This window comes from Desulfomonile tiedjei DSM 6799 (assembly GCF_000266945.1).
GTDB classification, from domain to species: Bacteria; Desulfobacterota; Desulfomonilia; order Desulfomonilales; family Desulfomonilaceae; genus Desulfomonile; species Desulfomonile tiedjei.
Genome location: NC_018025.1, coordinates 6,404,407 through 6,420,314 on the forward strand (window position 1 = coordinate 6,404,407; position 15,908 = coordinate 6,420,314).

The 15,908-nt window shown below is 49.5% G+C and carries 11 protein-coding genes and 1 pseudogene; 5 read left to right on the forward strand and 7 right to left on the reverse strand.

Features of this window, described 5'->3' with window-relative positions; translation table 11 throughout:
* The first annotated feature begins 416 nt into the window (after positions 1-416).
* From DESTI_RS27560 to DESTI_RS27570, 3 genes are all read left to right on the forward strand, one after another.
* Positions 417-2,888, forward strand: coding sequence for a hypothetical protein (locus tag DESTI_RS27560; protein WP_014813229.1), 2,472 nt, complete (start codon positions 417-419; stop codon positions 2,886-2,888).
* Positions 2,815-3,819: a phosphatidylserine decarboxylase gene (locus DESTI_RS27565; protein WP_014813230.1), complete on the forward strand. Its 1,005-nt coding sequence runs from the start codon at positions 2,815-2,817 to the stop codon at positions 3,817-3,819. The genes DESTI_RS27560 and DESTI_RS27565 overlap by 74 nt, the downstream gene beginning before the upstream one ends.
* A gap of 202 nt (positions 3,820-4,021) precedes the next feature.
* Complete coding sequence (locus DESTI_RS27570; RefSeq protein WP_014813231.1) at positions 4,022-5,107, forward strand: prolipoprotein diacylglyceryl transferase family protein; 1,086 nt, start codon at positions 4,022-4,024, stop codon at positions 5,105-5,107.
* 285 nt (positions 5,108-5,392) lie between these two features.
* On the opposite strand, the gene DESTI_RS27575 is transcribed toward DESTI_RS27570, so the two are convergent.
* The 5 genes and pseudogenes from DESTI_RS27575 to DESTI_RS31900 all read right to left on the reverse strand — a co-directional run bounded on the left by DESTI_RS27575 (position 5,393) and on the right by DESTI_RS31900 (position 12,315).
* Complete coding sequence (locus DESTI_RS27575) at positions 5,393-5,821, reverse strand: ribonuclease HI family protein (RefSeq protein WP_014813232.1); 429 nt, start codon at positions 5,819-5,821, stop codon at positions 5,393-5,395.
* 357 nt (positions 5,822-6,178) lie between these two features.
* The gene (locus DESTI_RS27580; protein WP_237671459.1) at positions 6,179-8,545 is read right to left on the reverse strand and encodes a glycosyltransferase family 4 protein; all 2,367 of its coding nucleotides are present in this window, start codon (positions 8,543-8,545) and stop codon (positions 6,179-6,181) included.
* 164 nt (positions 8,546-8,709) lie between these two features.
* Complete coding sequence (locus DESTI_RS27585) at positions 8,710-9,396, reverse strand: phosphatidylserine decarboxylase (protein WP_014813234.1); 687 nt, start codon at positions 9,394-9,396, stop codon at positions 8,710-8,712.
* A 211-nt stretch (positions 9,397-9,607) separates the two neighbouring features.
* Positions 9,608-10,309: a class I SAM-dependent methyltransferase gene (locus DESTI_RS27590; protein WP_014813235.1), complete on the reverse strand. Its 702-nt coding sequence runs from the start codon at positions 10,307-10,309 to the stop codon at positions 9,608-9,610.
* A gap of 641 nt (positions 10,310-10,950) precedes the next feature.
* Positions 10,951-12,315 (reverse strand): annotated as a pseudogene (locus DESTI_RS31900) (IS701 family transposase).
* A gap of 208 nt (positions 12,316-12,523) precedes the next feature.
* Between DESTI_RS31900 and DESTI_RS27605 the strand changes: the two are divergent.
* A complete protein-coding gene (locus tag DESTI_RS27605) occupies positions 12,524-12,835 on the forward strand; it encodes a hypothetical protein (protein ID WP_014812156.1) in 312 nt (103 codons plus the stop codon).
* A gap of 108 nt (positions 12,836-12,943) precedes the next feature.
* Positions 12,944-13,429 (forward strand): hypothetical protein, encoded by a 486-nt coding sequence (locus tag DESTI_RS27610; RefSeq protein ID WP_041286556.1) that lies wholly within the window; start codon positions 12,944-12,946, stop codon positions 13,427-13,429.
* Positions 13,430-13,598: 169 nt separating this feature from the next.
* Here the strand turns inward: DESTI_RS27610 and DESTI_RS27615 are convergent, their stop codons facing one another.
* Both DESTI_RS27615 and thiC read right to left on the reverse strand, forming a co-directional pair.
* Positions 13,599-14,180 (reverse strand): DJ-1/PfpI family protein, encoded by a 582-nt coding sequence (locus DESTI_RS27615; RefSeq protein ID WP_014812154.1) that lies wholly within the window; start codon positions 14,178-14,180, stop codon positions 13,599-13,601.
* A gap of 350 nt (positions 14,181-14,530) precedes the next feature.
* On the reverse strand, positions 14,531-15,904 hold the full coding sequence (gene thiC / locus DESTI_RS27625; protein ID WP_014812152.1) for a phosphomethylpyrimidine synthase ThiC: 1,374 nt from the start codon (positions 15,902-15,904) through the stop codon (positions 14,531-14,533).
* Positions 15,905-15,908 lie beyond the last annotated feature (4 nt).

The window sequence follows — 15,908 nt, forward strand, 5'->3', positions numbered from 1 at the left end:
AACTTCGCACCTGTCGGCCACCGACGATTCTCGGATCTGATACTGATTTGCATTCAAAGAGAGAAAATCTGGGAAACCTTCTTGTAACCCCGCGTCTGGCGGGGCCAGACCCTTCCCAAGAACTTTTAATATTCGCCCAAGCCCATGGTTTTTCGAAAGAAAAACCATGGGCTTGGGCGAGTGCTAAAAGTTTTTTGGAGGGTTCGGGAACCTTTTTCACAAAAAAGGTTCCCGGATATTACTGCCTTGAAAGCACATTAGTATGAGATGTCCGGGGATCACAGGTCAGAGATGCCGGAAATCGCAGAGTTTCAAGACATTAGCTGAAATCTGCCCATATTCTCATGGCATCTTAACGAAAAGGTGGTGATGTCCTCATCCAGGAACAAATGCAAACCCGGAACGGAGAAATTTGATTGGGACTCGACAATTCTGATAGAACGCATCAGTGGCCACTTTCTCCGGAAAAGATCAGACAGGCGCTTGGAGTTCCGGCCCCGCGAAAAGATGGATTCGTTGAGGAACTTCCGTTCTCGTTCAATGACATTACCGCGGGTTCCGAAAACGAACTTCAAGTGGCTGTCACGGGCAACAGGTCGCATGTGGATCTTCCCCTGATAATTGAACAGTCCAACTATTTCAGTAATATCCTGAAAAGGACGACATCCGGAGATACCTCGAAACGGGTGCTGACGGATCTGGAGAAATTTCTCGATTCCAATACCGATCGGACATGGGAAAACAGTTGGGTACGATTCCCGAAAGGATTACTCGGTCCTTTTGCTCTTTCTGTACTCAACTTCGATTTGCTCGCAAACAAGAAGCAAGAAGACGGGGGATTGAGAAACGACACGGAGAAATTCTTCTTTACCGCTGAAGGCGAAGAGTTCCTCCGGGTTCCCATCAGCTATCTCCTCAAACTCTCTCTTGCAGATATAATCGGATCACAGGAAAACCTTCCTTCACTTATCGGGAATACCGGAAGAAAAGTGATGGGGCATCTGCTCAACGATAACACGTCTCCTGAGACGCATTCCTTCCACGTAGTCACTCCCGATGCGACATCCGGCATGGGACATGCCCTGGCAGAAGAGACTTCCAAACGCTTTCTTCTTGTGCAGGCCCTCGTCATGTACGCCAATAAGGCATTCAAACTTGAAGAATCCGGCCAGAATGCGGCGATTTACTTCTCACCACACCCTCCCGTACGCCAAAAAGAGCTGAACGACCTCATCTCGGATTCCTTCTATCGAGAGCTGTTCATGAGCCCTTGCCTGTCGGGATGGGATGATGGTGTGGAGAAACACAATTATATGTGTCTCTGTCATCAGGTCCTTAGCCGGAGTCAACTGAATGCAGTGAGCAAGCTGAAGGATGCTGGGATAATCACTCGTAATCTCGTGGTCTTGCCTTCGGTATCCAATATCAGTCTCGCGAACAATGGAACCCACATAAGTATCGGCAGCCCTAAATTGTCCCGCCACTTGTCAAGTGGCTCTTCAGAATTCACTGCAATACATGAAAAATGGATCGGCGATCTGGCGATCAAGATCGTTGAGCATTTTTTACCGCTCTTTGTGGGCACGTACAGCGCAGCTCCTTATCGCCTGGGATTTTCTGATTTTCATCCGGAAAAAGTGCTTGGATTCTTGCCGCACGAATTGGATTACACGCATTTGAGGATGCTCTGGCGCCGCTGGAAAAAGAAAGCCGATCTGAGAGTGCTCGGCCGCATCTCGACACCCTTCGGAATACCCGGATTGGATGAGATCTTGAGCTCACTTTTTCATGTGCGGGGTGATTTTGTTCCCGATTTCCGGCTCGTAGATTATCCGGTTTCATTGTTGAGCACTGAAAAAAGCCCTGCTCTTAATGGAATACTGGGAAACGAGCAGCATCTCAAGAAAGATCTTGCGGATTTGGGCGTGTTCGATCTCAAAATGGCATTGTACATCCCGTACCGTTTACGGGAGTTTTCCCGGATGGGATTCTCTGGCTTCGAAGGCAGATATTACAGCCTGTTCGCGTCTCTGGAGAGCGACTTAGCACAAGCTGCCGACCTTCAGAGACTCATTACGGCACTGGCATTCAAATACGTGCTTCAGGGAACCTACACTCACAGGCATATACCCGATAGTCCCAATATCGAGAGCGAGCGCAGGCAGGCCTTTTTCGGAACTGCTATCGGAATCCCCACGTTTTACGTGCACAGCGAAACCACAAATCTCTTCATGAAGAAATTGATAGAGCGAACCAAGGGTGTTCGATACAGCAGACGCTATCCCGGATATCGCCGAGTGTACATTCGGCAATTTCAATTCGCGCTCCTGGAGACATTGAGACAAGACGCATCCGACTTAATTGAGTTGATGGGCCTGGAAGAAACCATACGAGACCTTGAGCATCGGATCCAGGATCCCGAAAAAGCTTCGGTAGCGGGCAGGATTACACAGGCGATTCTTGATGAAGCCGGAAAATCTTCGCCATTGTCGGTCGATCCCAAGGAGTTCAATCTATCCACTGAACGATACTATCGGGGCACCTTGAGGAGGAATCATCTCCGCGTATCGTTCAAGTGGTTCGAGCAAGACTGTATGAAGATGGCTTCCTCCGTGCCGGACGACTCCATACAGCGTTCGCTCCGGTTCGTTTTGGGCTCCATGGATACGAAGCGCTTTCTCTCTTTGATAGAGAATCGGTTCATCAACGAAACATTATCGATCGACGACCTGAGGAGACTGGTGAATCTTATCCTCATTTCTGTTCATCTCGACATCGCCACGTCTGAATCCTGCACACAAGGAACGAAACCCCATGAATTCCTATCATCACCAATACATAGATCGGATTACCGGAAGAGCGTGTACAGAACCGCTCTTATGGGATAAATCGATTCAGTTGCTCTATACGGAAGTGAGAGAACACGCACCAATTCTCTTTCGAGCGCTCGTTAGTAGCCATGCAAGTCGTGTTCTCGGATTCGTTAATTTCGACCTTCCGATCCCGTATCGAACCAGGCAGTTCATTCATTCCTGTGGAGTGGATTTCACAGAGTGCCTGGATGCTCCTGCCGACCTGGATACTGCCAGGAAACTGTTCGAACGCAAGATCCGTTACTGGGAGTGTCGCCCAATGGTTGACGATGTTTCCGCAGTTGTGTCCCCGGCAGATGCACGCGTACTCATGGGGTCGTTCGACTCAATCTCAAGTCTGTTCATAAAACAGAAGTTCTTCGATTACGACGAACTTCTGGGGCAAGATAAGCAAGAATGGCTCTCGACTTTCCGCAATGGAGCATTCATGATGTTCCGACTTACGCCGGACAAATATCATTACAATCATACTCCTGTAGCGGGAGAGGTCAAAGATTTCTATGAAATATCCGGCGGATATCATTCATGCAACCCGGGAGCGGTGGTTTCGTTGGTAACAGCTTATTCCAAGAATAAACGAGTCGTAACCATTATCGATACTGATGTTCCGAGGGGCTCGGGCATCGGTCTTGTGGCAATGATCGAAGTGGTGGCGCTCATGGTCGGAGAAGTGGAACAGGCTTATAGCGATAACCGATACGACAACCCCCGCCCGGTGATTCCAGGAATGTTCCTGGAAAAAGGCGTTCCCAAAAGTCTGTTCAGGCCTGGCAGTAGCACTGTCGTGCTCTTGTTTCAAGAGTCAAGACTGGAATTTGCCGACGATCTTGTCCGGAATATGCATCGTACTGATGTTCAAAGTCGTTACTCCGCAGGATTTGGAAAACCGCTCGTAGAAACCGACGTGAAAGTAAGATCCCTTGTAGGGACTGCTGCACGGGCTTAGTGTTTTGTGGAGTAATCGGGAGAAAAGAGGATACGTGCAATTCCCCCTTTCGGAAAGTGGTTCTGGGTGCATAGGCCCGGTTAGAAAAGGAGTGTGCGTATTACGTTGGATGCAGGTGAGTAGGGGCGGACCTGCGTGTCCGCCCAAATGAGGGCGGACGCATGGGTCTACCCCTACACGGAATCGTATAAAGGATTTCCAGATGTTTGAAATTTCATTTTTCTTTTTGTTATTGGTGGTTATGGTGGTTCTGTTCAGATGGGGTTTTGTGGCATTGCCTCGTGAGGGGTGGCAGATTATGGCTGTTGTCCCCGTAGCGCAGGTAGATTCACGAACGTGGAAAGGTCTAAATCTCACCTTCTATGGACTCCTGATGGCTGTTTCGGTGATTGCTTCGGTGGCTGTCTTCCTGGTGCTCATGGGATCGATCGGCGTATCGCTCTCTACTTCACTGGCAATGATTGTATTCCTCTTCTCTTTGTGCATCCCCGCATCTTCTTTGCTGGCTCGGGTTGTTGAAAAAAGGCAGAATACCTTTACTATAGGCGGCTCTGCTTTTCTTGGGCTGCTCGTAGCTCCCGCTGTGGTGTGGATTGTCAATTCCGTGGTAGTCGGTGAATCACCCGGAGCGATTCCCATGATTCCCGGCCTGGCATGCATGGCAATTGCGTACGCATTAGGAGAAGGAATCGGGCGACTCGCATGTATAAGCTTCGGTTGCTGCTACGGAAAGCGAATTTCGGAATGCCATCCGATTATTCAACGCCTTTTCGGAAAATACTCCTTTGTTTTCCAAGGAAAGACAAAGAAGATTCAGTACGAAGGCGGTATGGAAGGCGTACCGGTCATTCCCATCCAGGCTTTGACTTGCACTGTTTTGGTCTTTACTGCCCTGGTGGGAAGCGGGTTGTACGTAAAGGGTGCATACGTGCACGCTTTCCTGTTTTGTACTATTGCGGCCCAAGCCTGGCGCGCCATTTCTGAATTTTTACGCGCAGACTATAGAGGAAACGGCAAGATTTCGGCTTATCAGGTGATGGCCGTGCTCGCTATAGTGTACGGGATAACTCTTTCCAAGCTTCTTCCTGCGGACGACTATCCGGTTCCGGTTCTCTTGAACGGATTGAAACTATTGTGGGATCCTGCATCGATTCTCGCCCTGGAATTGCTTGGACTGGTCGTGTTTCTGCATTCGGGTAGAAGCAAAGTGACAGGCGCACTGCTTTCTTTCCATCTCACCTGCGATCCGATTCCTATGATTTCAGAATCACGAAAAGAAAATGTCTGAAGGGATTCTTGTAAGAAGGTGAATCCGGCATTATTTCTTGAATTCACTGGAGACGCTCGTTGGCTCGGGAAGGAATCTGTTTCGGAATAAGCACTCAGTCTCTGTAGAAAAAGCCGAAAACCATCTTTAAGAACCTTTTATCATTAGTCTGAACCCCGAATCTCTTCAGAGAAATTGGGGTTCAGCGAATGTCAAAAGTTCTTGTGAGAAAGTTCGGGGAGTCCCGCTAAAAGCAGGATTACAGAAGTTCCTCCCCGACTTTATACGTGCCGAAAGATCACACCATCACATCTGTCTGACGGCAACTCTTTCCTGATATTTCATCTCACTCAGCCCCTGGGTGGCCAGAGCATCTGCTCGCCCGTTTTCCTGGCGTGGAATCCATTTCAACTTCCAGCCGGGATGCTCTGAGAAAAATCCTCGCATTCTCATAATGATTTCCCGAAAACGGTTGGTGTTTCGCGTGTTCATGAATCCTGTCACCTGGCCTATCACGGTCCGGCTGTCTCCGTGTATCACCGCGTTATCTATCTCCAAATCACGCAGGTGCTCCACGAGAGCACATAGAGCCAAGTACTCCGCTTTGAGCGCATCGCCTCGGCCTACAAAACCGGAAGCCTCACACAATGGGTACCCATCGGGATCTCGGATTACGTATCCGATGCCGCAATAGTTGAGAAAACAGGAACCGTCGAAGTACGCCTTGCAAGCCATCTGCAAACCCCTTCAAACGAAGTTTGGAACTAGAGCTGTTCGGTGCTTCAGATTGATTCAGCACAGAAGCATGTTTAAACGTAAGATGATTTGTACCTTGAATCCACGAGCTGGATAGATGGGAAAGAACCCCACCGAAACCGTGTCGATGGATAGACCATCGAAGGATCGGATGAGGGTTCGATCTGGAGCTATGTTGGTTTAACTCACACATTGAAACGGGTTATTGCAACTTTTCCTGTGTACCGCAAGAAGAATTTGCATATTTTTGCATCTTACGGTCCGTTAAGTACCCTTTTATTGAACTACAACCCGAGATTGGAAGCGCACCTGTGGACGAATGGCATAAAAACCGATTTATGATGCAGCTCGGTAGCCCAATGGATCGAATCCCGTCAGTTCTCTGCCATCCTTCGGAGACTGATTCTTCATGGAACCAATCTGTTCGTAGAGCTTCCAAGTCTCGGAAAAAGCTTTATCAAAAGAGCGGCTCTCTGCAAAAAGTCTCGCCTGTTCTCCCATGCTCTCCATTCGAGCATGATCGCTGATAAGAAATCTCATCCCATTCAAAAGACTCTCTTCACTGTTGCCCTTCACCACGAGTCCGGTCTTCCCGGGAATCACATTTTCCTGAGCCCCGCCCTCATCCGTGACAATGACTGGAATTCCTGAGGCCTGTGCCTCCAAAACCACATTGCCGAACGTCTCTGTGGTGCTTGGAAAAACGAACACGTCACACGAAGCGTAAATATGTTCGAGCGCTGCTCCCTCGATGTAGCCCAGAAAGTGAGTATTGGTTCCGGCCAGCAATTGTTCCATCTGCTGACGATACGGGCCGTCCCCAACGACAAAGAGACTGAGATCTTCTCGTGTGTCGGAGAGTGCTTTGAATGCTCCGGCCAAAAGAGAGAGATTCTTCTCACGAGAAATTCTGCCCACATACAGCAGTCTGATCCGCTCGCCATTCGGGCAATAGGTGTCCAAACACTCATTGCGCTTTGCCGGATGGAATCGGTTGATGTCGACTCCCCGCGGGTACAATCGGATTTTTCGTTGAGAAATGCCCTTGTCGATGAGTTCCTGTCCCGTGCTCTGCGAAGGGACATATATGGTCTCCAGTTGGTCGTAGAACCACAACACATACTTCCAGATCAGCTCCATCATCAGTGTGTCTTCAGTGAGAATTTCCGTATACTGAGGAAGCGCAGTGTGATACGTCCCGACTCTGGGAAGGTTTAAGGTTCTGGAAATAGCCAGTGCAGCCAACCCGATCGGTCCTGGAGTCGCTGCGTGAATATGCGTGAACTCCTGCTCATAACAATAATCCAGCATCTCCAGAAGGGGCGGATAGAAAAGCTTCTGTTCCGGATAAACCGAAACATTGTACGTCCCTATTGGCTTGAAATTCTTGATCCGGGGGTGATTCCGAGTCGTTCCCGCCCCGCAGGAAATCACGATGTAGTCTTTGTTCAGGCGTTCCGCTGCTGCAACCTGTTGCTTGAGTGTATGGGCTACTCCATTGATTTCGTGCAAAGTATCCGTGAAGTGTGCAACTTTTATTCTCTTCTTGGTGCGTTTCCTGGTTTGATCGGTTCTGAGGAAACGACTTAGGACATCGTCTGCCAGCACTCGACCTTCGGCCTGTACGGAGAAGGAAACGAAATAGGGTGACAATAGGGAGTAGAACGCGCCGGCAGACCCAAGATGCTTGAATAAATTAAGAAAATGCGCCCCATAAAAATTCTTGACCACTTCGTCCGCGAATTGCGAAAGCACTCGGCCGGAAACACCATTTACAATACGGAACCATTTTTCATCGAGATCGGTCTTAGCACCGCTTCCATTTTCGTTGTTTATGACTTCGGCGAGTTGCGGATCGTTGAAAATCTTGTTTGCTTCAGCCTTGAGGACTTCCAACAACGTTGGGTTTTCCGTTTTCTTAGAGCTGACTCTGTTGCTCCAGTACGCACCGATTCTCGCTAGAATGCCACGAGACCGGTCCACTGTATCGGTAACGAGGAACTTGTTGAGAATTCTCAGAATGTCCGGTCCGTTTCCATATCGATCCAGTCCGAATTTGTGCTCGTAGAATTGATAGGCTATACCATAGAGGTGCCGGGCAAGTGTTTTAGGACCTGACCCCAGAGCATGCGGGTGTGCCTTGCCTTCCTGCAATCCTTTGAAAAAATCGTTGACAGTGGAGACTCCTTGAACCTCGGTGTAGCTTCGCGCCACGGTCAACGAGCTGTGGTCGTCCGACCCGGAAGTCAGGTTCTTAATCCACGGAGCCGGATAAGTGGGAACTATTCGGTGCTTTTCACTGAATTGGTGGATCGTTTCCGGAGTCAAGAGAGAAAGGACCAGCCTGATGCAGTGGTTCTGTTCTTCACTTCTTGCTCCGTTCAATTCGAGATTCTTGAACAGCAGGAGACAGCGCTCGAAATGTTCGGGAGTCAACTTTCGATTGACGGAAAACAGAGGATGCGCCAATACGTGTACAATGCTCTCTTGCTGTAAATAATCTACCAGATCGTACACGTTTTCACGGATCTTCTGGATATCTTCGTGAATCGCTTCATTGATATTGTACACAACCACATGCAGCTTGCATCGATCCTCAGGGAAATAGGTCGTGACTTCCTCACTTATGAAGGTGTCTTCCAAATGCCCGATTTCAAGGCACCCTTCGATAGAGTTGTGATCCGTAATCGTTACTCGTGTCATCCCTTGCTTCTTCAAGAGTGAATGAAGGTGCAACGGCTCGGTAAAACTCTCAGGGCAGCCCAGAGTTTTCAGAATCCACTCCGAAGGTCGCCGAGAACACTTAGAATGAACATGCAAATCGATTTTCATGTGATCGGCCTCTTGTATGTATGATCGAATGCAAGCTACTTGAGCAAAATCGTCTCGCCTGCGTAGACCTTATCTCCTGGTTTAACGTTTATTTCGGCATTCTCATGGTCCGGAAAAATCAGATCGACTTGCGAACCGATACGGATCATGCCGAAGATTTCACCTTTGCCCACCTGGGAACCGGGCTGGAAGTAGCTATCAATTCCATGCACGTTTTTCCCGGCAATTTGCACTACGTAAAAGGAAGCATCTGCACCTTTGAATCGCCCGGACATCCGTGTCACCACGCGTTCGTTGTGGACAATGTGGAGACTGTTTTCGTGTAAAGGGTGAACCCCGAAGACAGTGCGCCAATGCATCGGGCCCATATTGAGATTCTCCAATTTTGGTGGATGATGGTTGATACTTTCCACTTTGGCGGTTATGGGAGCACGGTTGTAGTGGACGTTGAACGGGCTCATGAAGATGCCGATAACAATCTTCGGAGAGTCTGTGTCCTCATGAATGATATCCTCCACTCTTGCGGCCAGACCTTCCTTGATTGAAATCACTTCCTCACCCGGTGCCACTTTTTTCACGTACACCACCGTGCCGTCAGCAGGACTGACGACGTTTTCACCCGTTGGTATGACCCTTTCCGGATTTCTGAAAAACCAGACGTACCGCCAGAAAAGGAACGCAGCCAGGAGTACTACAATAGTTGCTATAGAAAACGTTCTCATATTGCATTCAAGAAGATAAGATCTGGGAAACCCTTCTTGTAAGAAGTGTTTCCCAGTCCCTTCCCAAGAACTTTTAATGTTCGCCCAAGCCCACAGTTTTTCTATTGAAAAACTGTGGGCTTGGGCGAGTGCTAAAAGTTTTTTGGAGGGTTCGGGAACCTTTTTTACAAAAAAGGTTCCCGGATGTTACTGCTTTGAAAGCAAATTGACATCAATGCGGTTGCGTCCAAACATCGGGTTCCAGGATTCTCACCAGAGCGACTCCGGATGAAAACGGGAAATTGATGACCTCGAACGCTTTTTCTTCCTTTTTCAGGAACTTCAGCCAGCGTTTCACTCCCGCATGAGACAACAACTCGCGGATGTATATGTTGGTGTCATGGAGAAACACGTAGGTGTTCTTATGCGACTTCGACAGCACACCGAGGAAATCGTACTTGACTGCATCGTACGAATGATTGCCGTCCACAAAGCCGAGATCTATTTCAGGCAATCCCAGGATGTCATATGCCGGAAAGAATTCGTCGCTGCGCATTTTATGATGCGTGATGATGTCCTCGACGCCGAAGCGACTGAAATGCTCCCGAACATGCGTTTCGGTCTTCCATTTGCCGCGTCCGCCAACGGTTTTCATGGGACCGTCGTTCGCGAGAGAGTAGGCTGGATCGACAAAAGTGAGCTTGCCCTTGCCATTATCCTTGATTGCCAGGGCTAGGCACGTCACGCTGAAACCGTATCCCGAGCCGATGACAAGCGTGTGCTTCGGCCTTAATGCCCGTGCGACGGCATAGTAGATGAAACCGAATCCGAGATTGAGATTTCGAGCCTTTTCATTGTGACCCATCGGTTTGGCGTGCCGAAGAATGTCATTCAGCATATTGTCATTGAGACTGCAAGTCGTGGAGCGTTCCAAATGTAAACCCCCTGAACCGAGATTGCCCTCAGGCGAAAATTTCTGCGGGGCCATAATCCCCGGAAAAGCTTTATTCTTCTTAGACTGCCCGGATATTATCTGATTACGAGGAGATCGTTAGTTTCTGATAAGGAAGTGAGCCGAGATGTCCGAAGGACTCATCATCTGAAGTCCCCAAGCTTTCGATTTGACAAAGCCGACATCTTACGTTTACGCTCGCGCCTTGAGGTAGGTGTGGTGAAAGAGGAAAGAGCCCGCGTAGGATGCTGATGAGCGAAGCGAATCGCATCTGTGGCCGTTCCACTCCTTAAAAAAGCGCATCCATGGTAAATGTGATCTCGAACCGTAACAATGAGATAATTTTTTCTGATTTCGTGGCAAGAGATCCGAGGTTATGATGCTGCTGCCAATCAGGCTAGAAAATGATTCGACAGTTCACCGAATGTACGGGGTGTTGGTGAAAAAAGACTCGACCGATGCGATTCGCTTCGCTCATCGGCATCCTACAATTGGCTGCGCTCACCACTGTTACACAGTAAATAGATAGGAATACCGATGAAATCGAATTCAGAGCAAAGACCCAAGCCCATGTGGAAGAAAGCTCTAATTGGTGTGGGCATGGTCTTCGGGGTACTATTTTGCTATAGTTTCGCGATTCTTGCATGGTCGAGTCCGCGCGTGGAGCGCGGGCCGTTGAGTTTTTCGAACTTATTGATTCGGCTGGCTTTCGAATAAATTCTCAGCGAGAAATGACTCCTTCGAGCTGCTGCCAGCATGTCTGAAAAGGTGAACGACTTTTTCCGGCAGTACCAGGGAGCCGGGTCGGCAACGAGGTTCTTTGCAGTGACGAATTGCCCAACGAACCAAAGCACTACAAAGCAGTAGGCCCAGTAAGCAAACATAGGGGCACGGGTTACCGAGGTCTCTTTCCGACACTGAGGTTCAGCCGCACCCAGGAGGTTCTTGGTCTCTCGATTGGTCATCTCAATGCTAAAGCGTGCAGCGTAGCGCTCGATAATCTGCTGTGGTGCAGCCTGATGGTCCGTATCGAAAAACACCATATTGGCATGGTGGCCGGCCGGGTCATGGCACAACACGATCGAAAGAGGCTGTTGCCCTGCGCTATTGATACCATAGCGCCCTGAACTGATGTATCAGGAGCCTTAGTTTGTTTTCCATATCAAAAGACCCTTAATCTCATTCAACCCCAAAATTGGGTCCTGGAACATCGTTTCCAGGGAGGGCAGTCGAGCGCCTCTCTTGCGAGGTCTGCCCATCACTGTAAATGGAGCAGGTTCCAGCACAGCGAACAAAGCTGCATCCTTTCTCAGCCTCCCTGTAATGTGCACATTCTTGGGTCGTGCTTTGAGGATGGTATCGCAGCAGTATCCCAGGTCGAACACAATTCTCAGTCTTTCTCCCTCTTGGAGCCATGAATGAGTCAGATTTATAAGATCCAATCCAAGTTCGGGTTTTGTCTTGTAGGGCAGGCTCTTGGGATTAAACTTGGCCTTTGGCGGCCACCAAAGGCGGGCAGCGTATGGCAGACAAAACATGCGATCGCTGATGCCGGGAAGGCGAATCGCCAGTCCTATGATGACAAAGCACACTCCATACCCCTTTTGCTTAGTATGCTTTGGGAGTGAACCATCATGCTGCCAGCCCGCGCCACAGATCTTCTTGCCAGTGTGCTTGTTCAAGGTGTCGTCAATCACCACAAGGATCTCGATCCCTTCTGCAATCAGCGTTTCTACCAACATTCTGAAGACGAAATAGGAGACAAAGTCAGTCTCCCATCGTCCCTTGCCGAGGAATCGGTAGATGCTGGCGAAGTGCTTGGATTCATGGAGTCTCATGGTCAGAATCACCTGGCTGATAGTGTGCTTGCCCATAGTGAGCACCCAACCGACCACCAGCGCAACGAAGATACGGAAACTCGGTGCGCTGAAACACGCTCTGAAATGAATCTCGTCAATCCCGAACGGATCTGGTATAGATCTCTTCAACTGGCGTTCCTCCTTCCCAGAATCTTTACACAAAACCGGGTATGTGCGGAACGCCTTATTTTTTCAAGGATTATCTCACCATCTAACCGTCCAGAATACAAAAAGGGCGAAACTATAGCTATTTTGGGTAATTGTTTTTAGTATTTTAGTGCCACCGGCATGCTTCATCTACTATTTGTTGACGACGAGCCAGGTGTCTATTTCCAACATGTCAGGCTCGGATGTTCGATTTGAAAAAGTCACGGTAGACGATCAGGTTATATGGGACCGACCTGAATTCGTCATCAGAACATACTCGAATCTGGACAAGCCTTATCTTGATCCGCATGGTGGAAGTATCTCTGCAGAGTTCCGGGCTCCCCGAAGAAAGGTTGAACTCAGACTGGTCGTCATCAATGAGATGCAAGAGAAAGAAATAGTCTCGAGCAAGCTCGATAATAGCCTAGGCCATTGCTCTTTTACTGCTACTTATCGTAAAGGTAAATTGGTCTGTAGTGACTGCTTAAACTATTTGGATTAGAGAAAAATGTCAGACTATTTTGTTCATCCTAGGTATATGATATTGCGTCTGATTCCTTTGTCTCCAGCGCTTTTGTGTCTCTGGATCGTCTTGGGAGGCTCAATTGGATTGAGTCACGCCAATGATGTTCCGCTGCCTTTGGACCAACTGAATCATTCTTGGAATAATAATCGGCTGGAGTTGCTGGTTGGGAATTTTTTGTGCACAGTGATCATTGAATACCTGGTCATCTGGGCCTTTTTCGGGTGGTCCGGAAAAGCAGGAAAAGAACTTGTAGGCTGGGTTTTGTTCGTAAACGCGATCACAAATCCTGTGTCTCAAATGGACGCAGTCTTTTTTGCCAACTTGTACGGTTCCGATAATAGTTCAGCATGGATCGCAATATGTGTCATGGAATTTGTCGTCGCGACGGTAGAGTTTAGCATGATGGCTTCGATATTTAGGCGGATGCACAGAAATAAGGTGATCGATAACCCAGTGACAACGAAGCGCACAATACTGATGGTGCTTACCGCAAATGTGGCGAGTTTCTTATTTGGATTTATCGGACTTCTTTTCTTGTTAATCGAGGCGAACCCTTACTACGCTCACTAGGGTTTGGTTCGCTAAGGTTATGAGAGCAGGAAAATGACTCGATCGATGCGGTCCCCGTTGTTCACCCTCATGCGACGCGGCTCCTGATAGCGAGGCTCGCCTCCCTCGATAAATCAACTTTCTAATATGGAATTGAAGAAATGCATTGCGTCGCGCCAGCCTGCTATGCTTAAAAACCCATCTTTAACCGTATTTGATCCGAATTCTCCTTACTCGTTATTCTCGCCAGGAGTGCAAACGCCACTTCCATCGCCGTTGCCGGTGACGTGGAAGTAATAACGTTCTCGTCCCACACAATCGGTTTGTCAATGACATGCGCCCCAAAACTGGCCAATTGTTTGCGCCGTATCCCTTCGAGCAGATGATATGTGGTCGCTTGCCGCCCTTTGAGTATTCCACTGTTCGCGAGAGGAAGAGCGCCCACGCATATTGATGCGATCGGCTTCTCCATAGCGAAAAAACGACGAATAAGGTCAGCCACCGGTTCGGAATATGCTTCCTCGTAGTAGCCGTGTGTCTCAAACCCGCCTGGCACAGCCAGCGCTTCAAAGTCTTCGGGATGTGCTTCCGACAAAAGCCGGTCCGGGATTACCCTTATCCCAAACGAGCCTTGGACTTCTTTTCGCAAGCCTACCGTCACAACGGCAACCTGTTCCGAACCATAGGCCCCGGACCAGCCTAATACATCGTAGAATGCTGCGGCTTCGTAGATCTCAAAGCCTTTGCACAACAACAGCAAGACTCTCTTCATGACTTTGTCTCGACATGGAGGTGACTCTGTGTGTAAACCGCATTCATGCTCTTAGCAGGTGCCCCCATAAGCGGCAAGGGAAAACGTTGTTCCTCTGTAAGCTTCAGCTCGCGTAGGATGCGGGGAACGAAGCGAACCGTAGCAATCGCGATAAGGCTTTTCAATTTGCTGAGATGACCGAGGCAGTGGTGGTGCTTCTGTTCAGGCCGTAAAGTTACACGAACCACGCGGTTCCTGCCGGTCACAGCATTCCTCCACGGGCTGCGCAGTCTGGCGCTGAGAATCGTTTCACCATGCGGTTCGCTGCGCTCACCGGTCAAGCGTGGCTATGCCGTTGAGAACCGGCGAACTCACAGCATATCAAGTTCCGTGTCGGCCTTGTAAGCGCAGAGATCTCCGCACATTGTGCATGTCTCATGGTTTTCTCTGCAAGTTCGGGCCCGTATTTCCTTGGCCAGCTCCGGGTCGAGTGCCAGCCTGATCTGATCCGGCCAGTTTCGGTCCTTCCTGGCACGGCTCATCTGTTCGTCCCATTGCCATGCTCCAGGACGTTTCCTGACCAGGTCCGCAGCGTGCCCGGCAACTCTGGCGGCAAGCACTCCCATTCTCACGTCTTCCACGGACGGCAGGCCCAGGTGTTCGGACGGCGTGACATAGCACAGGAAATCAGCGCCGTTTGCAGCAGCTACCGCTCCGCCGATTGCAGACGTGATGTGATCCAATCCCGGAGCAATATCAGTCACGAGAGGACCCAGCACATAGAACGGAGCGTCATCACAGAGCTTTTTCTGAAGCTGCATCTGAGAGGCTACCTGATCCAGAGGCACGTGGCCGGGGCCTTCGATGATTGCCTGTACACCTTTTGCTCTGGCTCTTCGGCACAGGTCTCCCAGCGTGATGAGTTCCTCGACTTGTGCTGCATCCAGAGAATCCGCGATTGCACCGGGTCTCAGGCCGTCGCCAAGGCTGATCACCATGTTGTACTGTTTGCAGATGTCCAGAACTTCGTCATACTGTTCATAGAGCGGATTTTCCGCTTTGTTGGCCCTCATCCAGCGGGCAAGAAAGCTGCCGCCTCTGCTCACGATACCGCACACTCTGGGCTTTGCCGTCAGATGCTCCAGTGCTTTCAGCGTCACTCCGCAATGAACGGTAACGAAACTGATCCCGTCCTCACCGTGGAGCCGTATGGCGTCGAGCATTTCTTTGGGCTCCATCTTTTCGGCCCCTTGCCTCAGGCGCAGTGACTGGACTATGGCTTCGTAGATGGGTACAGACCCAACCGGGACAGACGATTCGGAAATGATCTTGCGCCGAACGCTTCGTAAGTCACCGCCGGTGGAGAGGTCCATCACGGCATCGGTGCCGGCTTTTATAGAAGCTTCGAGTTTCCTGAGTTCAAAATCCTCGTCGTGCAGGTCGCTTGACGTTCCGATATTGGCATTCACCTTGACCTTGAGCTTTTCTCCTACTGCAACGGATTTTCCCGATGGAGGAGCCTTAAAGACCGCCAGTCGGCCATGTTCAAAATCATGGTAAAGGGCTTCCGGGTCTGTGGCTTCTTCGAGCGCTATTTGCTTCAACAATTCCTTCAATGCAAACTCCATATCTTTCGGGCTTTTCAACCCGTTCTCAACAACTGTCAAGACTGTCTTTGTGCGATCGTTTTCTCCGAGGATCGCAGCGTCGTCATTATAGAAAGTACGCGAATACTTGTCCATCATTCAA